Origin of the sequence: Actinomycetospora sp. NBRC 106375, assembly GCF_030269665.1 — a bacterium.
GTDB lineage: Bacteria > Actinomycetota > Actinomycetes > Mycobacteriales > Pseudonocardiaceae > Actinomycetospora.
This window is the reverse complement of sequence record NZ_BSTS01000005.1, coordinates 122,407-139,558: the sequence shown is the minus strand read 5'-3', so window position 1 is coordinate 139,558 and position 17,152 is coordinate 122,407. Positions and strand designations below refer to the sequence as shown.

The following is a 17,152-nucleotide window of genomic DNA, read 5'->3' as shown; positions in this document are numbered from 1 at the left end:
GGGATCCTGGAGCCATGACCGTCGACTACGGCCCCCACGGATCGAGCTTGCGCGACCTGCCCCGGCTGCGTCGCACCCGGCGCCGTCGCTCCTCGAGCTGGGACCGCACCGGCGGCAACGACGATCGCGCGACCCTGCGCCCCGGCGAGACCGCGACGATGCTCGACGTCGCCGGCGCCGGCGTCGTCACCCACCTCTGGGTCACGGTCGCCGCGTCGCGCACCGTCCGGAACCCCCGCGGGAAGACGGACGACCTCCTGCGTCGCCTCGTCCTGCGGGCGTGGTGGGACGGCGAGGAGCACCCGAGCGTCGCCGTGCCGCTCGGCGACTTCTTCGGCGTCGGGCACGGCCGCACCACCAACTTCGTCTCGCTGCCGCTGCAGATGAGCCCGGAGGACGGCAAGGCGTTCAACTGCTGGTTCGCGATGCCTTTCGGTGCCGGCGCGCGGATGGAGATCACGAGCGAGGTCGAGGACGCCGACGTGCTCGTCTACTTCTACGTCGACTACGAGGAGCTCGACGAGGTCGGCGACGACGTCGGGCGCTTCCACGCGCAGTGGCGCCGACAGCTCACCCAGGGCGTCCGACCGGGGCCGTCGAACGCGCACTACCAGTTCGGTGGCACCAACCTGACAGGAAATGACAACTACACGATCCTCGAGGCCGAGGGCCACGGGCACTACGTCGGCTGCGTGCTCAACATCCAGAACCGGCGCCGCACCCGCCGCTGGAACTGGTACGGCGAGGGCGACGACATGATCTTCATCGACGGCGACGTCTGGCCGCCGACTCTGCACGGGACGGGCACCGAGGACTACGTCAACACCGCCTGGTGCCCCACCCAGACCTACTCGGCGCCGTACCACGGCGTCACACTGGCCGGCGGCAAGAACTGGCGCGGCCCGGTGAGCCTGTACCGCTTCCACATCGAGGACCCGGTGGTCTTCCAGCGCTCGATCCGCGTGAGCATCGAGCACGGTCACGCGAACCGGCGGAGCGACGACTGGTCGTCGGTCGCCTACTGGTACCAAGCGGAGCCGCACACGCCGTTCGAGGTGGCTCCGGTCGGGGAACGCCTCCCCCATCAGTAGGAGAGCAGCGGCATCAGCGAGGCACGTCACTGCCCGTCCGGCGAGGGTCACACCTCTCCGATGTGGCAGGGTGCCGCTTCCTCCTCGCACCATCGGGGCCCGACCAAGGAGGTACCGCCGATGAACGACCAGGAACGCTACGACCGATTCCTCTCCGCCCTTGCCTTCCGCGCCAACCTCGACGGGACGACCCCGGCCGACGGCGTGGACCTGACCGACCTCGACGGCGAGCCCGTCGACCCGGCCGTGCGCCTGCACGTCTGCCCGCGCCGCCTCGCCGAGCACGTCAGCGACGACGAGGGCGTCGCCCCGAGCGCCCGCCCGTCGCTCGACGACGACCCGGACGCGCTCGACGACGCCGAGGCCGCCTCGCTGCAGTCGCTGCTCGCGCAGATCGAAGAGGCGATCCTGGTCCGCGAGCCGGGCAAGGACCACCTCGTGCTCGTCGACGGCGGCGTGCGCGCGGTGTCGGCGGAGCAGGTGCCGGCCTGATCTCCTGAGCCCATCTGTCGGGCTCGCGAGTCTCCGTGATCCCGGCCGGTGCGCCGCTCTCTCAGCGACGGCCCCACCCGGGACCATAGGGGCGATGCCCGCAGGTCTGACGAGAGCGCGCCAACAGACCGATGTCGGCGAAGGTCTCGCCGTCGGCTGCCTGGTCTCCGGCGTGCACGCGATCGACACCGTGGCGGAGCTGGATCCCGCTCTGGTTCGCGCCCTCGCGTCGTGGCCGTGGGCCGCGCGCTATCCCGCGGTGCGGCGCACCCCACGGCTCGGGGACATCTTCCGGCGCAGTTCCGGACGTCGCTCGAGCCGCATCGCGCAATGGACGGTGTCCGGCGGTGGGTTCGTCCCCCAACTCTGCGACGACGAGTGGGACCTGCCCGCGGCCTGCGTCCGGCTCGAGGAGGCGACCGCCGTGCCCGCGCGGCGGTGGTGCGAGCTGGCCGGCACCTTCCTACGAGCGCTGGGTGACGACCCCGTTCGGCGCGGTCAGCCGCTGGATCCGGTAGAGGAGTTCTGAGCGCAAGCGGCCCGCCACCGAACGGATCTCAGCCCAGATGCGGGTGCTTTCTCCATCTGCCTGCGCGATCGCGCCCGGTCTTGCCACGCTGGCCAGCCAGGGGGTGCGTGGCATGGCCGACGGCTATGAGGTGGATCTGTCGGCGCTGCGAGCCGCGGCCGACGGCATCGCTCGCACGGTCGACCAGGTCGCCGCGCACCCGGTGCGGTCGCTCGCGACGGGCGCCGGCGTGCTGGGACACGACCGTCTGGCCGGGAGCCTCACAGCCTTCTCCGGGCGCTGGCACGACGGCGTCACCCACCTCGTCGAGGACGGCCGCTCCGCCGGCGAGCACCTGACCGTCGCCGCCGCGGCGTACCTCTGTTCCGAGGACGCGACGCAGGGCAGCCTCGACGACGTCCTCCGGCGGCCCGGACCGGACCCGGCGCCCCGCTGATGGCCGAGCTGGGTGAGACCGCCGACCCGCGCCTGCTCGTGCCCGGCGACCCCGACGCGGCCCGGGCGGTGGCGCGATCGATGATCGCGTTCGCGGGCAACCTCTCCCAGGCCGGCGACGGGCTCGCCCGCATCACCACGCCGCAGGGCTGGAGCGGCGACGGCGCCGACGCCTTCCGCGGCCGCTTCGCGATGCAGCCGCCCGCGTGGCAGGACGCCGGCGACGCGTTCACCGTCGCGAGCCGGGCACTCGACGTCTACGCCGAGACCCTCGAGTGGGCCCAGCGGCAGGCGGCGGAAGCCGTGCGGCTGTTCGCCAAAGCCCAGGCGACGACCCAGCGCGCTGCGAGCACTCCGACCGATCCCGGCGAGGTCGGGCGGGCGCAGGCGCACGACATCCTCGGTCGAGCTCGAGGTCAGCTGGCCGCAGCCGGCGACGACGCCTCCCGAACCCTCGACGACGCCGCGGCGGCGGCACCGGAGGAGCGGGGCTTCTGGGACGACGTCGGTGACGCCGTGGTCGACGTCGGGCGCGACCTCGTGAACGGCGCCGCGTCCGTCGGCAACGCCGCCCTCCACCATCCCGGCGATGTGGCCGCCATGCTCGCCGGCGGCGGCCTCATGGCGCTCGGCGGCGTCGGCGAAGTGGGGGGATTCGCGCTCGACGCGACCGGTGTCGGCGCCCCGGCGGGCGTCTCCCTCAACATCGCTTCGGCAGGCCTCATCGCCACCGGCGCCGGCATCGCCGGCGCGGGCGCGATCTCCGTTGCGATGAACGCCACCGGCGACGACAGAGTCCAGCCCGTCGGGGGTGGAGGCGAGCCTCCGCCGTTCCCGCAACGGCCGTCGGCAGCGCGGCCTGTCGTCCGGGATCCGCGGTTGGACAACATCGTTCGACGCTTGTACCGGGGAGCCGACTCGCCGAGCCGCGCGGGCGATGGGACGACGGCGGATGCTGTCCGTGCGGAGCGACTGACGGGTGGCGACGTCGGCGGCAAGCACCACATCACCAAGGCGAACGAATCAGTACGCGCCCTGCGCAACTGGCTCCGCCGCAACCAGGACGCTTCGCCGGAGGACCGCGCGATCGCCACCAACGAGATGAACAATCTCCTCAACGCTCTGGGGAGGATCTGACATGGGAAGCAACGACGACGTACCCATCAACGAGGACGACGGTCGTCGGGTCGCGGAAGCCATCGCCGCGACCTCCTCCGTGGCCGGCGAGCTCGTGCGAGACCACGAGGCCGAACACGGGGAGATTCTCCCGACCTTGCTGCTCGACGAGATCGGTCAGTGGTTCGTCGACACCCTGGGCCGTGACGCCAACGCCTGCCGTGCCGTCGACGCCGTCAGCGAGCTGTACGAGACCGGCGACGACGACATCCAGACCATCGTCGTGACCGGATTCCTCGAAGCCATGCCGCACGTCGGTCACACAGGACGGGAGGTCGTCGATCAGCTCTCGGGGGCCCTCCGCGCGGAGCTACGCGGTATGGAGAACCGGACACCGAACTGATGCGCAGCCGCTCTGTCCCGTTCGCGGTGGTCATCGGCGCGGCGACACCTTCCAGTCTTCGTGACGAACCTTCCACCGGGGATCCCGCAGCCCCGGATGTTTGAGCGCGATCCACGCACGCGCTCCGAAGCCTGGCCGCACGCGCCGTTCTCGCCCGTACTGCGCATCCCGGCGAAGGAGGACGCGCTCGGCATCGACGACCGCTGCGAAGACGCGCGCCGCCTCCTGTCCGAACGTCACGACGATCTCCGCAAGAGGGACCCGGAGTTGGGCGGCGATGGTGCCGGCCAGCAAATTGATCGTCTCTGGCGAGACATCCTCAAGGTCGTCGGAGACATGCTCGACGAATCTGCTGCCGACCATTTCAGTAGCGACAGACCTATTTCAGTCTAAGCCGCGTCGAGTGCACTGGCCTGCAAGACGGGTTGCGGCATCGGACGGTCGAGACGCCACGTAATGGAGATCGGACGCTCATCGTGGTGTTCGACAACGCGCGCCGCGCCTAGGCAAACGAACGGTGCCCCTCCCCCGAACTCATCGCTACGAGCCGCCCGGGTGAACAGCAGCACGTGGCTTGTTCCTTCCATATACCGTCGACCCGCCGCCGAGCTGAGGGTCGTCGAGTTCTGTGATTCCCAGTGAAAGAGGTCAGCGGAGATCGGGTAGTCGCGGTACCGCGTCGAGGGCGCGAACTCCTTGTCCTCCTTGCGGAGGGTCACGAGCAGCGCGTCCACGTTCGTGCTCTCGCTGTAGACGACTCCCGCTGCCTGGCCGCGCGTCTTGCGCTTGCCGTCGGCCCAGCCGATCCCCGCGAGGACCTCATCACGGCGATACGTGCAGTGCGAGCGGAGCTCGACGCCCGGGATACCAAGGTCGCCTGGCACGACACGAGCTTCGTCGGTACCCAGACGCATCAGGGTCGTCGCCTCACGAACAAAGGCGGGATGCCGCCGCAGCGTCCTCAACGCGTAGTCGGCGGAGACGTGATTGCCGAGATCGGGCCAAATTGTATAGACGAGCATGTGCGCGAGGACGCGCTCGGTCGCGCTGAGGTCGGTAAACCGCGGTCCCTCGGGAAGCATCAGGCGCATGTAGGTGGAGGCGCGTTCGAGGTCGTCGACGTGTACCAGGCTCCCGATCCGGCGCAGCAGCTCGTCCTCGCGCGGGCCCGGGTCGGCGGTCGGGAAGCCGGCGTCCCGGCGCAGGGCCGTCCAGCTCTCCCCTGGGCGCCCGTAGACGTCGGCAAGCTCGTGGCCGCTCTCGCGTAAGTACGCGACGAGCGACAGGTCGCCGTGCGAACGGACGTCGTCCACCAGCGCCTTCCGACCGCCGCGCAGTCCCTGCTTGACGTTGGCGAGCACAACCTCGGCCGCCACGCGGTCCAGGAGCAGCCGGCTTCCCGACGGCAGGTACGGGAACCCCTGCTCGATGTCGCGGACGAGCCCTGCGCGCGTCGAGCCGGTCAGCGCGCGGTAGCGGAGGTCGAAGCGGAACTCGCGACGATGCTGGCCGATGAAGTCGAGCACCGTCAGGACGGCCTTGTCCGGCGCGCGTCGGAGACCACGGCCGAGCTGCTGGAGGAAGATCGTCGCGCTCTGGGTGGGGCGCAGGAAGAGGACGGTGTCGACAGTCGGGAGGTCGACGCCCTCGTTGTAGAGATCGACGGTGAACAGGCAGGCGACGTCGCCGCGGCGGAGGTCGGCGGCGACCTGGTCGCGGTCGACTCGCGCCGTCTCGCCGGTCACGGCGCGCGACGGGATGCCGGCCTCGCTGAACTTCGATGCCATGTATTCGGCGTGCGCGACGGAGACGCAGAAGCCGAGAGCCCGCATGCGGCGCGGGTCGGTGACCCGGGCTTCGAGAGCGGTGAGGACGAGACGGGTGCGGGCGTCGTTGCCGGTGTAGAGCTCGTCGAGGGCGTCGACGTCGTAGGCGCCACGCTTCCACTCGAGGCGCGAGAGGTCGGTGTTGTCGGCGATCCCGAAGTAGTGGAACGGGCAGAGCAAGTCCTGCTCGAGGGCCTCCCCGAGCCCGATCTCGACGGCGGTGCGGCCGTCAAAGAACTCGCGGACGTCCACGCCGTCGGCGCGGTCGGGCGTGGCGGTGAGCCCGAGGAGCTCGCCGGCGTCGAGTCGCTGCAGCAACGCGCGGTAGGACGGCGCCTCCGCGTGGTGGAACTCGTCGATAACGGCGACGTCGTAGGCGCCCAGGTCGACGTCGCGCAACGACTGCACCGACGCGAACACATGCCGCCACCGTGTCGGGCGCTCGCCGCCGACGAGCAGCTCGCCGAACGTGCCGTCGCCGAGCACCTCGCGATAGGTGCGTCGGGCCTGGTCGAGCAGCTCCTTGCGGTGAGCGACGAACAGCAGGGACCGCTCTGCCCCGCCGAGGCGGCGGTAGTCAAGGGCGGCGACAACCGTCTTGCCGGTGCCGGTGGCCGCGACGACGAGGTTGCGATGACGGTTGTGCACGGTGCGCTCGGCCTCGAGCGCCTCGAGGATGCGCTCCTGGTGCGGGCGGGGCCGGACCTCGAGCCCGGAGAGGACGAGCGTCGATGACCCGCCACCGGCCTGTGCGCCCAGGGCGCGATCGAGGAGGTCGGCGTCGCGGTCGGGGTCGTAAGGGCGGAAGTCGGGGTTGTTCCAGTAGGTGTCGAAGGTGGCCTCGAACTTGCGCACGAGAGCAGGCGTCGCCACCGATGAGATGCGGACGTTCCATTCGAGGCCGTCGACGAGCGCGGACTTCGAAAGGTTCGAGCTGCCGACGTACCCGGTGTCGAACCCGGTGTTGCGACGGAAGAGCCACGCCTTTGCGTGCAGGCGGGTGCACTGCTCCTCGTACCGGATCCTGACCTCGGCGCCGAAGCGACGGACGAGCTCGTCGACAGCGCGGCGCTCGGTGCCGCCGAGGTAGGTCGTCGTGATGACGCGGAGGCGCTTGCCGCGGCTGCGGAGCTCCTCGAGTTCGTCGGTGAGCAGGCGCATCCCGTGGAACTTGACGAACGCACAGAGCAGGTCGACCTGGTCGGCGCTGGCCATCTCGGCGCGCAGCTCGGCTCCGAGCGACGGCTCGTCGGGCGTGTTGGTGAGGAGCGCGGTCTCCGATAGCGGCGTCGCTGGGCGGATGACTCGGTGCACACCCGGCGCGACTCTGATGGCGAGGAGCTGCTCGAGGGCAACGATGGCGTCGTCCTCGGACGACTCGAGGAGCTCGACGACGCCGTTGACGAGCGCTTCCCGACGGGCGTCGTCGGAGTGATCGGTCAGGGTGCGACGAACGACCTCGGCGACATGGCGGGCCAGCACGTCCGGAGCGGCGGCGCTACCGATCTTGTCCCACACGGCCGCACCGGCGGGGAGAGACTGAAGCCGGCGCTCGAGGCCCGCCGTGTGCAAGGACTCGTACAGCCCGTCGTCGTCGACGCCTTCCGGCATGATCCGCAGCCTGTCACGGGCAGGAGAAGCCCTTGGTCGACGGCCCCAAGTACTGCCGCGCGGCATCGCCACGGCGGCTCCTGACCCCGTCTCGCGGCGTGGACCGTGACCAGGCTGTGTCGATATTGAGATGAGATCTATATCGCCGTGGCCACTCGAACAAGGGGGACGAGTGACTATCGAGCTTCCCGGCATGACGCCGGACGACCAGCGGTACTGGGACGCGATCGCGGCGTGGAAGGCCAAGCGGCTGCACTCGACACCGCGCGAGCTGGTGCCGGCGTCGTGGCGCGCCAAGGCGTCGAAGGCCTCCAGCAAGACCCGAGAGAGCTTCGGCTCCGCCGCTCAGAAGATCCCGAATGTCCGTCAGAGCAGCGATCAGCCCGTGCTCCGACCACGCGACCCACGACGACGCCCAGCTGCCCCGACGTCGCGTCGGAGGGAGGGCGGTCATGACGGGCAGCGGAGGCACGCTCACACAGCTCAGCGACGCGGTCGCCGGATTCGCGATCGCGATGTCGGACTGGCCCGCTACCGTCATCGGCATGACCGCTCCGGCGCCTCGAGAGCACCCGGATGACCGCTCGCTCGCCCTCGGGGCGTCGCCGGCGGCGATCCACTCCGGTCTCTTCCCCGAGGACCGCGAGGCCTTCCTCGCGGCGTACGACGCCGCTCTCGAGAAGGCCCGGTCGACGTTGCACCTCGCACCGGTCCACGACGTCCTCGAGGAGTGGCGCCGCCGTGCCGTCCTGCAGTCCGACCCCGACGCCTTCCGGCGCGCGGTGCGCCGGGCCGCCGAGCTCATCACCGGCGAGCCCGTACCGGACGACGAACCCTTCGAGATCACTCGGGCGCACGCCGGTATGTAGGGCGCCCGTGTACCGGGTCGAGACGGTCGGCGACGACATCGACGCGGCCATCGAGGCGCTGCCGCCGGAGTTCGTCGCGGGCTTCCTGAATCTGTGGGCGGCTCTCGGCGACGATCCGTGGGCCGCCGGACGCCCCTACGTCGCGAGCAACCCGCGCGGGTCGCAGACGGCGACGTTCGGCCCCGACGGTCGCGGTCTCGCCCTCTTCGTCGTCCACGACCGCGAGCACGTCGTCGCCACCTGGCAGATCATGGTGGCCCCTGAGACGCGGGGCTGAGTCCCGTGCTCGACGTCCGTCCGGAACGCATGGACGTCCGCGACTCGGGGGTACTCGGCGCGGCGAGTAAGACACGCGCACCAAGGAGGCCACGACCGTGTCCCACCAGCCGCCCGACCCCTACGAGTTCCTGCCCGACGTCGCGACGTTCACCGTCACCAGCACCGACGTCAGCGACGGGCAGACGCTCCCGAACGCGCAGGTCAGCGGGATCATGGGAGCCGGCGGCCAGGACGTCACGCCGCAGCTGAGCTGGTCCGGCGCGCCCGAGGGCACCAAGAGCTACGCGGTGACCTGCTTCGACCCCGACGCCCCGACCGCCAGCGGGTTCTGGCACTGGGCCGTCACCGGCATCCCCGCGTCCACCACGAGCCTGGAAACCGACGCCGGCGACCCCGACAAGGGCCTGCTGCCGCAGGGAGCGGTCACGCTGGCCAACGACGCCGGCGCGAAGCGCTACATCGGCGCCGCGCCACCGCCCGGGCACGGCGCGCACCGGTACTTCTTCGTCGTGCACGCCGTCGACGTCGAGGACCTCGGGGTCGGCGCCGACGCCACGCCGGCGTTCCTCGGGTTCAACCTCTTCTTCCACAGCATCGGGCGCGCGATCATCACCCCGACCTACGAGATCAGCGGCTGAACCAGGAGGCGGCGGTGGCGGACGAGGACGACCGGCCGCCACTGCCGAATCTCGACCGCGTCTCGGCGTTCAGCGACGGCGTCTTCGCCATCGCGATCACCCTGCTGATCCTGCCGCTGACCGACGCGCCGATCCGCGACGGCCACGTGCTCGAGGACCTGTCGGCCCTCGGGCACCAGTTCCTCGCGCTCCTGCTGAGCTTTGCCGTGATCGGCGGCTTCTGGCTGATGCACCACGACGACCTCGCGGCGATGCGAGCCGTGAGCCGCCCGTTGCTCATCGCCAACCTGGTGTTCCTGTTCTTCGTGGTCATGCTGCCGTTCCCGACCGCATTGCTCGGCGACGGCACCAGCACGACGGCCACGATCGTCTATGCCCTCGCGATCATGGCGACGTCGGTGAGCTCGCTGGGGCTGTGGTGGACCGCCGAACGCCAGGGGCTGCTCGACGGCGAGCGCGCCCGGCGCTGGGGTCGCGCGAAGTACCTCGGGACCGCGGCCCTGGTCGTCGGGTTCCTGCCGTCGCTGCCGCTCGCCTACGTCTCGCCCGAGTGGGCCCGGGCCAGCTGGGCGCTGGCGATCCCGCTGGGTCTGCTCGCGGACAGGGTCGAGGACCGGCGCCGACGCGCCGACTAGACGTCGTTCCGCATCAGACGGCGCAGGACGATGAGGCAGTACAGGGTCGCCGCGAGCAGGATCAGGCCGACGACGGTGCTCCCCGTCTGCGACTGCACGATCCCGTACATCACGCCCGCGCCCCCGAGGATCCCGGTGAAGGCGGCGCTGAGGGCGAGACGCCCGCGACGGCCGGCGCGGTCGGGACCGGGGTTCACCACGGCGCGCACGCTACGCGCGGGGCTGGCCCCACCCGAGGCCGCCGGTGATGCTGTCGGTCGTGGTGACGGACGAGCAGGTGCACCCCGAGGACGTCGACGCCTGGCGCGCCTGGCTCGCCGAGCACCACGACCGCGGCGGCGGCGTCTGGCTCGTCACCTGGAAGCCCCGCACGGGACGCCCGACCGTCGGCTACGAGGAGTCCGTCGAGCAGGCCCTGTGCTTCGGCTGGATCGACAGCACCACGCGCTCGCTCGACGACGAGCGCACCGCGATGTGGTTCAGCCCGCGGCGGCGGGGCAGCGGCTGGGCCCGGTCGAACAAGCAGCGCATCGAACGGCTCGAAGGTGCCGGCCTCATGGCCCCGCCAGGGAGAGCGCTCATCGACGCCGCCAAGGCCGACGGCTCCTGGACGATGCTCGACGACGTCGAGGACCTCGTCGTCCCGCCCGACCTCGCCGAGGCCTTCGCCGCCCACCCGGGCTCCCGCGAGCACTGGGACGCGTTCAGCCGCTCGAAGCGCCGGGCGATGCTCGTCTGGCTGGTCGAGGCGAAGAAGGCGACGACGCGCGCCGCGCGCATCGAGAAGATCGCCGCATGCGCCGCGACCGGCACGGTCGCGTACCCGACGACGTGAAGGATGAGCCCGTGGCCGCACCCTGGGTCCTCGACGAGGACGACGCGCTCGAACTGCTTGCGTACCTGGTCACGTCGGCCCGCACCCAGGTCGACGAGGCCGCCGAGTACGGCCCGATGCGCCTGCTGACCGCCGCCCACCGGCTGGCCGAGGCGATGGGTCCCCGCGCCACCGAGGCCACGGCGGAGGCATTGAACGGCCCCCTGAAGGACATGCCGCTGCTCGCCGTCCCCCGCGACGACCGCAGCGCGTACGTCGAGCAGCTCGACGGCGTGTGCCGCTCCGTCGCCGCTCACCTGCGCGAGAAGTACGCGCCATGACCGACCCCGTCCTCGCCGCCATCCGCCGCCGGCGGGTCACGCGCGCGATGAGCGACGAGCCGGTGGCGCGCGAGCAGGTCGAGACCATCCTCGACGCCGCGCGCTGGGCCCCGACCGCGGGCAACCGGCACCTCCAGCGGTTCGTCGCGACGACCGACCCGGGCACGCTGCGGGTGCTGCGCATGGTCTCGCCCGGCATGATCGCGAAGCCGACCGCGGCGATCGCGATCTGCATCGACCACGGGCTGGTCGAGGCGTACGGCTTCCCGCCCGAGAACAAGGGACCGTGGATCGACGTCGGCACCGCGACCGCGACGATCCTGCTCGCCGCGCAGGCGGTCGGTGTGGGAGCCGGGCCGGTGAGCTCGTTCAGCAAGGCCGCCGTCGGGGTCGTGCTGGCGCTGCCGGAGACCTGGACCGCCGAACTGATCATCGGCCTCGGCCACCCGGCGCCCGTCCAGCCTGGCGCCATCCAGCCGAAACGGGCGCTGAGCTGGCGCGACCTGACGCGGTGGGTGCCGGCCGAGGGCTGACCTCACGGTCGTCGCAGGACGAGCTCGACGACGGCGCGATCGTCGACCTCGGTCCCGGGCGGCACGTCGTCCAGGACCGTGCGGACGACCCGCAGCTCCGCGGTGTCCGCACCGACAATGTCCCGGCGCTGGACCCGGTCGACCCGCCACCGTCGCGAGGTCCCCGGCACGCGCACCCCGTGATAGCCGTCCCAGGGGAAGTGGCTCGCGTACAGGAACCCCTCCGCCTCGAGGCGCGCCCCTGCCACACGGCCGCCGGCGCCGGCCAGGAGGACGGCGAGGTCACCGATCCGCAGGACCGGGACGATCGCGTCGCGGTCCGGGGTGGGGTGGTGCTCGAGCCGGCCGCGGGTGTCGAGGCCGCTCGGCCGCGCGAGGAGCATGTCGACCCCGCCACCGACCTCCCGCATCGCGAAGGGATCGAGCACGAAGCTCGGCTCGACCACCGCTCCCGCGCGGACGCCGGCGTACGCCTCGAGCACGTCACCCGGCAGGTCCGCCCGCACCCGCTCGACGGTCCGGGCCCCGTTCCCCGACCGGCGTCGGGTTCGCTTCGTCCTCGTTCTCGTCGTCGCCATCTCGACTCCTCTCCTCGAGGAGTTGGACGACGCCGGGGCCCGATCGGCTCCATCGAGTTTCAGGGCACCGCCACCTGCCGCGAGACGACCACGACGTCGCTCTCGTTCCCGCGCGCCTGGCGCAGGTCCGGCGGCCGCGGGGCGAAGCCGGGGACGCCGGCGAGCCCGAGGGTCTGGTCGTCGACGCGGAGCTGCACCGGCCCGGTGGCGACGAGGTCGACGGTCACGCCCTCGGGCGGCACCGCGTCGAGCCGCAGATTCAGCGGCCCCGGCGACGGCGGGAGTGCGAGCGGCGGCGCGCCGGGGAACGTCACGGTGCCGCCGGCGACGGGCAGGTCGCTGCGCAGGAAGACCGTCGGCGCGCCGCGGGGCGAGGTCACCTGGAGCCGCACGCCCTCGGGGGTCCGTCCGACGACCGTCGCGGTCGGTCCCGGCACCGGCACCACCGGTCCGGGTCCGCTGCCGACGGCGTCGTCGCCGGGCCAGAGCACGTCCGGCGCCGGCGCTCCGCCCGCGTAGCCGCGGGTCCAGTCGGCGGGCGCCTGGTCGGTGGTGACCCACTGCCCGGCGCCGCCGCGGTCGGCGTCGACGACGAGGGCGAGCGCGCTGCCCTGGGGGTTGCCGTCGTCGGTGCGGTCGTACAGCAGCCCGCCACCGCCGAGGATCAGCACCCACACGATCGCGAGGATCGGCAGCGCGTAGCCACGGACCGCTCCTGGCCGCGGGAGCGCGGACAGCGCCGCGCCGATCGGGATGCCGACCAGCGTGAACACCGCGACCGCCAGCCCGTCGGACACCCCGGCGACGCCGAAGGACGACACCGCGAACGGGATCAGCAGCGCCACCGCGGGTGCCGCCCCGAGCACGAGCAGCGGGGTCGCGAGCCAGAGCCGCTCGCCCGAGACCAGCACCAGGATCATCCCGAGCGCGAGCCCGATCACCGGCCACGCGAGCAGGAACACCGACCCGGGCGCGACGACGGCGAGCCCGACCGACAGCAGCGCCAGCACCAGCAGGGCGCCGGTGCACAGCGCAGCACCGCCGGGCCGGCGCCGCAGCAGGCTCACGACCAGCGTCGTCACCGCGAAGGCGAGGACACCCGCGGCGATCTCGTAGAGCAGCGGTTGCCCGAGGAACGGGCCGGTGTCGGCGTACGACGGCCGCAGCCACACGAGCGCCTGCCAGAACCCGATGCCGGCCGCGAGCGCGGCCGCGAGGCCCACGACGTAGACGACCGCGCCCCCGAGCACGCCCCCGACCGAGAAGCGCCGGCGCCCGACCACCGTCAGCACGATCACGAGGACCAGCGCCAGACCGGCGATCGGCCAGGCCCAGGAGGTGTCGTAGGTGACGAGGCGGCCGACCACCGTGAAGTAGGTCCGGTCGCCCGTCGCGGGCTGGCGTGACGCGGCGGGGTCGAGCGGCGCCAGGTCCCGGTCGCCGAGCGCGCGGGTCAGGGCCAGCGCGTTGCCGCCGTGGTTCTGCACCGACGAGCGGCTGAGGTTCAGCGGGATGTCGCCCGGCGTGTGGTACTGGTGCGCGCCCTCGATGAACGCCGCGTTCATCCCCGGCCGGCCCGCGTCGAGGACGGGCGTGAGGTCGGTGTCGTTGGGGAGGAAGCGGTAGATCTCGACCTGCGACGAGTCGCCGCGGGGATACGGCACCGAGCTCGACCAGGCGTCGACGAGGCCGGCGTTGCCCGGCGAGGTCTGGAACAGCAGCGACGGCCCCGAGACGCCGCGGGCCTCCCAGTTGAGGACGACGGTGGGCCGGTTCTTGGGCATTGAGTCCCGGACCCACGCACGCGCCCCGTAGAGGCCCGCCTCCTCGCCGTCGGTGAGCACGACCGTGACGTCGTTCCGCGGCGCCGGACCCGCGCGCAGCGCCCGGACCGTCTCGAGGATCGTCGCGACGCCCGACATGTCGTCGGCCGCACCCGGCCCGGCCGTCACCGAGTCGTAGTGCGCCATCAGCACCACCGACCCGGTCGGGGCGCTGCCGGGCAGGGTGGCGACGACGTTCTCGACCCGGCCGGCGCCGGTCTGCCCCTCCTCGGAGTACAGCGACGCCGACGTCTCGACCCGCGTGGCGAGGCCCTCGGCCTGCAGCCGCCCCACCAGCGCGTCGCGGGCGGCGTCGGAGGCCGGGCTGCCGATGGGGCGGGGCACGCGCGCGAGGGCGTCGACGGCCGCCGTGGCCCGTTCGGCGCTGAAGTCGGCGGGCGAGGCGGACGCGGGGACCGGGTCGGGCGGGCGTTCGGCGACCACGGCGACGACGCCGATCACCGCGAGGAGGACCACCGCGAGCAGGCGCCCGATCACGGCGAGCACCGTCCCGCACCCGCGAACCGCGCGCCACCGGCGAACCACAAGATCGGCCGTCCGGCCCTTCCGAGATCGACGTGGTGTCGGTCACGGTGGAGACGACGAGGATGTCGATCGAGGGAGCGGAGAGCCATGGGACAGCTCGACGGGAAGGTCGCCTTCATCACCGGCGCGGCGCGCGGTCAGGGGCGCAGCCACGCGCTGCGGCTGGCGCAGGAGGGCGCCGACATCATCGGCGTGGACCTCTGCGAGCAGGTCGACACCGTGCAGTACGCGGGGGCGACGCCGGAGGACCTCGCCGAGACCGCGAAGCGCGTCGAGGACCTCGACCGCCGGATCGTCACCCGACAGGCCGACGTGCGCGACCACCGCGCCCTGAGCGACGCCTTCGAGGCCGGGATCGCCGAGCTCGGCCGGGTCGACATCATCCTGGCCAACGCCGGCATCGCGAACCAGGTCGGCGGCGAGCCCGAGGACGAGTTCCTCGGCTGGCAGACCGTCATCGACATCAACCTGACCGGCGTCTACAACACCGTGAAGATCGCGGCGCCGCGGATGATCGAGCAGGGCGACGGCGGCGCGATCGTGCTGACCAGCTCCACCCAGGGCCTGTCCGGCCGGGGCGGCGACGGCGGCGGGGCGATGAGCGGCTACGCCGCGGCCAAGCACGGCGTCGTCGGGCTCATGCGGACGTTCGCGCACTGGCTCGCGCCCCACAGCATCCGCGTCAACACCGTCCACCCGACCGGCGTGAACACGCCGATGGTCGTGAACCCGCAGCTCGAGGCATGGATGGCGGCGAACCCGGAGAAGGGCGACGCGCTGACCAACCTCATGCCCGTCGAGATGGTGGAGCCCGTCGACATCTCCAACGCGATCCTCTACCTCGTCAGCGACGCGGGGCGCTACGTCAGCGGCGTGACGCTGCCCGTCGACGCGGGGTTCTGCGTGAAGTAGGGGGCGCAACGCTGCGGAAATCGAAGCATCTCGACCGGCAACGCACCCCGACAGCGAGCGCGGCCGTCGTGTCGGGCGTCTGCGTTACCGTCTCGAGATGACGACGACCTACTCCGTCGACGACGAGCCCGCGGACCCGGCCGCCCACCCCCTGAGCAAGGGGGCGTCGCCCGACGCGATCCGCGCGTCCCTGGCCGGGCCGGACGATCGGGCCGAGTTCGACGCCGCGCTGGCCGCCGCGCTCGACGAGGTCAAGGCGAGCCTGGACCTCACCGAGCTGTTCCGGATGCTCGACCAGTGGCGACGCATCGCCGTCCTGCAGAGCGACCCGGAACGCTTCCGCCGGGTGGCGCGCCGTGCGGCCGAGGTCAACATCGGGCGGCCCGGCCCGGAGGACGAGCCGCTCGCCGAGGCGCGCGGGGACGCCGGCATCTGAGCGACGTCCTCAGGCCGCGGTGCCCCGGTGGTCGATCACCATCGCGGCCACGACGATCGGCCACACGGCCTGGGCGAGGACGACGATCCGCTGCGACGCCCCGTACCAGGTGCCGCCGGTGACGAGCTGAATCCCGAACCAGCCCACGAGCACCACCAGCACGACCACGGTCATCGTCGAGGCCCACCGCAGCCGCAGGTCCACCGTCCGGGAGAACGCGAGCCCGAGCGGCCACAGCGTGAACGCCGCCCAGGCCAGGCCGGCCGTGGCCATGTGCACCATGTTGTAGCCGCCGACGGGCTGCGGCTCGAGGCCGGCGAGCACGAGCAGCGCCCCACCCGCGGCGAGGACGACCCACGACGGGGTCGGCACCCGGCCCCGCAGCCCGGCGGCGACGAGCACGAGCAGCACGCCGACGAGGCCGAGGGCGCTCGACATGATCCAGCGGTTGGTCGCCCCGAGACCGGCGAGCGTGCTCAGCGACTGGTCCCACGCGTCCGGCCCGGGCCAGGCGGCCTGGGCCGCGAGCAGCCCGGCGACGAGCACGACCGGCGCCGCGACGGCCAGGCCGAGCGTCGCCGCCCCGGACCCGGTGCCCGGGCGCTCGCGGGTCGGACCGCGCCACGCGGCGACGGCCACCCGCGCCGGCCACACCGTCTGGCTGAGGATCAGCACGCGCTCGGCGACCCCGAGCCACGTCCCGTCGGTCCACGCCTGCGCGCAGAGCCACGCGAGCGCGAGGGTCATCACCGCGGCCGCGACGAGCGAGTCGCGGCGCAGCCGTGCGGCCAGGGTCCGGTCGAGCGCCAGCGGCACCGGCCAGAGGACGAAGAGCCCGCACGCGGTCGCGGTGGCGGTCATGTGCAGCACGGAGCTGCCGTGGGCGGGCTGGGCGGCCAGGGCGGCGACGACGACCGCGACGCCGCCGGCGCCGAGGATCAGGCGCGACGCCCGCGGTACCCGTCGCAGACCCGCCGCGACGAGCACGAAGATGCCGCCGACCACGGCGAGCGTCGTCGCCATGATCCAGCGGTCGACCGCGCCCCGGCCCGCGAGCGTGCTGACCGTCTGACCGACCGCGTCGTAGGTCCCCGGCGGCTGGGCCAGCTGGGCGCCGATCCCGCCGAGGACGAGCACGACCGGCGCGGCCAGGGCGAGCGCCACCACGGCCGGCGCCGCGAGACCGGTCCGGGGCGGCCGCCGCGTCTCCGCGGCCCTCCGAGTGATCGTTCCCCCCATGCCCCC

21 protein-coding genes are annotated in these 17,152 nt (G+C 72.5%); 16 read left to right on the top strand and 5 right to left on the bottom strand.

Annotated elements, in window-relative coordinates:
* The first annotated feature begins 14 nt into the window (after positions 1 to 14).
* The 7 genes from QSK03_RS10285 (at position 15) to QSK03_RS10255 (ending at position 4,459) form a co-directional block, all read left to right on the top strand.
* The gene (locus QSK03_RS10285) at positions 15 to 1,091 is read left to right on the top strand and encodes a glycoside hydrolase family 172 protein (protein WP_285651218.1); all 1,077 of its coding nucleotides are present in this window, start codon (positions 15 to 17) and stop codon (positions 1,089 to 1,091) included.
* Positions 1,092 to 1,211: 120 nt separating this feature from the next.
* Entirely contained in the window at positions 1,212 to 1,583 is a 372-nt protein-coding gene (locus tag QSK03_RS10280) for a hypothetical protein (protein ID WP_285651216.1), read from the top strand.
* Positions 1,584 to 1,677: 94 nt separating this feature from the next.
* Positions 1,678 to 2,112: a hypothetical protein gene (locus QSK03_RS10275; protein ID WP_285651215.1), complete on the top strand. Its 435-nt coding sequence runs from the start codon at positions 1,678 to 1,680 to the stop codon at positions 2,110 to 2,112.
* 112 nt (positions 2,113 to 2,224) lie between these two features.
* On the top strand, positions 2,225 to 2,548 hold the full coding sequence (locus QSK03_RS10270) for a hypothetical protein (RefSeq protein ID WP_285651213.1): 324 nt from the start codon (positions 2,225 to 2,227) through the stop codon (positions 2,546 to 2,548).
* A complete protein-coding gene (locus tag QSK03_RS10265) occupies positions 2,548 to 3,684 on the top strand; it encodes a WXG100 family type VII secretion target (RefSeq protein ID WP_285651211.1) in 1,137 nt (378 codons plus the stop codon). The genes QSK03_RS10270 and QSK03_RS10265 overlap by 1 nt, the downstream gene beginning before the upstream one ends.
* Before the next feature lies 1 nt (position 3,685).
* Positions 3,686 to 4,066, top strand: coding sequence for a DUF7674 family protein (locus tag QSK03_RS10260; protein WP_285651210.1), 381 nt, complete (start codon positions 3,686 to 3,688; stop codon positions 4,064 to 4,066).
* A gap of 60 nt (positions 4,067 to 4,126) precedes the next feature.
* Positions 4,127 to 4,459 (top strand): hypothetical protein, encoded by a 333-nt coding sequence (locus QSK03_RS10255; RefSeq protein WP_285651209.1) that lies wholly within the window; start codon positions 4,127 to 4,129, stop codon positions 4,457 to 4,459.
* On the opposite strand, the gene QSK03_RS10250 is transcribed toward QSK03_RS10255, so the two are convergent.
* Positions 4,456 to 7,821, bottom strand: a complete 3,366-nt coding sequence (locus tag QSK03_RS10250) for a DEAD/DEAH box helicase (protein ID WP_285651208.1) — start codon at positions 7,819 to 7,821, stop codon at positions 4,456 to 4,458. The genes QSK03_RS10255 and QSK03_RS10250 overlap by 4 nt on opposite strands.
* A 227-nt stretch (positions 7,822 to 8,048) precedes the next feature.
* Between QSK03_RS10250 and QSK03_RS10245 the strand changes: the two genes are divergently transcribed.
* From QSK03_RS10245 to QSK03_RS10230, 4 genes are all read left to right on the top strand, one after another.
* On the top strand, positions 8,049 to 8,372 hold the full coding sequence (locus tag QSK03_RS10245) for a DUF6247 family protein (RefSeq protein ID WP_285651206.1): 324 nt from the start codon (positions 8,049 to 8,051) through the stop codon (positions 8,370 to 8,372).
* Positions 8,373 to 8,379: 7 nt separating this feature from the next.
* Positions 8,380 to 8,649 carry a hypothetical protein gene (locus QSK03_RS10240; protein ID WP_285651204.1) on the top strand — a complete coding sequence of 90 codons (270 nt, stop codon included), beginning with the start codon at positions 8,380 to 8,382 and terminating at the stop codon, positions 8,647 to 8,649.
* A 97-nt stretch (positions 8,650 to 8,746) separates the two neighbouring features.
* Complete coding sequence (locus QSK03_RS10235; protein WP_285651202.1) at positions 8,747 to 9,289, top strand: YbhB/YbcL family Raf kinase inhibitor-like protein; 543 nt, start codon at positions 8,747 to 8,749, stop codon at positions 9,287 to 9,289.
* 14 nt (positions 9,290 to 9,303) lie between these two features.
* On the top strand, positions 9,304 to 9,924 hold the full coding sequence (locus QSK03_RS10230) for a TMEM175 family protein (protein ID WP_285651200.1): 621 nt from the start codon (positions 9,304 to 9,306) through the stop codon (positions 9,922 to 9,924).
* Here QSK03_RS10230 and QSK03_RS10225 read toward each other — a convergent pair.
* Positions 9,921 to 10,124 carry a hypothetical protein gene (locus QSK03_RS10225; protein WP_285651197.1) on the bottom strand — a complete coding sequence of 68 codons (204 nt, stop codon included), beginning with the start codon at positions 10,122 to 10,124 and terminating at the stop codon, positions 9,921 to 9,923. The genes QSK03_RS10230 and QSK03_RS10225 overlap by 4 nt on opposite strands.
* A gap of 59 nt (positions 10,125 to 10,183) precedes the next feature.
* Between QSK03_RS10225 and QSK03_RS10220 the strand changes: the two genes are divergently transcribed.
* From QSK03_RS10220 to QSK03_RS10210, 3 genes are read left to right on the top strand one after another with little or no spacing between them, the layout of a single operon-like run.
* Positions 10,184 to 10,759, top strand: coding sequence for a YdeI/OmpD-associated family protein (locus tag QSK03_RS10220; protein ID WP_285651195.1), 576 nt, complete (start codon positions 10,184 to 10,186; stop codon positions 10,757 to 10,759).
* 11 nt (positions 10,760 to 10,770) lie between these two features.
* Positions 10,771 to 11,079, top strand: coding sequence for a DUF6092 family protein (locus tag QSK03_RS10215; protein WP_285651194.1), 309 nt, complete (start codon positions 10,771 to 10,773; stop codon positions 11,077 to 11,079).
* A complete protein-coding gene (locus QSK03_RS10210) occupies positions 11,076 to 11,612 on the top strand; it encodes a nitroreductase family protein (RefSeq protein WP_285651192.1) in 537 nt (178 codons plus the stop codon). Before QSK03_RS10215 ends, QSK03_RS10210 begins: the two co-directional genes overlap by 4 nt.
* A 2-nt stretch (positions 11,613 to 11,614) precedes the next feature.
* On the opposite strand, the gene QSK03_RS10205 is transcribed toward QSK03_RS10210, so the two are convergent.
* Positions 11,615 to 12,118 carry a hypothetical protein gene (locus QSK03_RS10205; protein WP_285651190.1) on the bottom strand — a complete coding sequence of 168 codons (504 nt, stop codon included), beginning with the start codon at positions 12,116 to 12,118 and terminating at the stop codon, positions 11,615 to 11,617.
* A 131-nt stretch (positions 12,119 to 12,249) separates the two neighbouring features.
* Positions 12,250 to 14,520, bottom strand: coding sequence for a M20/M25/M40 family metallo-hydrolase (locus QSK03_RS10200; RefSeq protein ID WP_285651188.1), 2,271 nt, complete (start codon positions 14,518 to 14,520; stop codon positions 12,250 to 12,252).
* Positions 14,521 to 14,646: 126 nt separating this feature from the next.
* Between QSK03_RS10200 and QSK03_RS10195 the strand changes: the two genes are divergently transcribed.
* On the top strand, positions 14,647 to 15,471 hold the full coding sequence (locus tag QSK03_RS10195; protein ID WP_285651185.1) for a mycofactocin-coupled SDR family oxidoreductase: 825 nt from the start codon (positions 14,647 to 14,649) through the stop codon (positions 15,469 to 15,471).
* Positions 15,472 to 15,568: 97 nt separating this feature from the next.
* Entirely contained in the window at positions 15,569 to 15,907 is a 339-nt protein-coding gene (locus QSK03_RS10190) for a DUF6247 family protein (RefSeq protein WP_285651183.1), read from the top strand.
* A gap of 9 nt (positions 15,908 to 15,916) precedes the next feature.
* Here QSK03_RS10190 and QSK03_RS10185 read toward each other — a convergent pair whose 3' ends face one another.
* On the bottom strand, positions 15,917 to 17,146 hold the full coding sequence (locus QSK03_RS10185; protein ID WP_285651180.1) for a DUF998 domain-containing protein: 1,230 nt from the start codon (positions 17,144 to 17,146) through the stop codon (positions 15,917 to 15,919).
* Positions 17,147 to 17,152 lie beyond the last annotated feature (6 nt).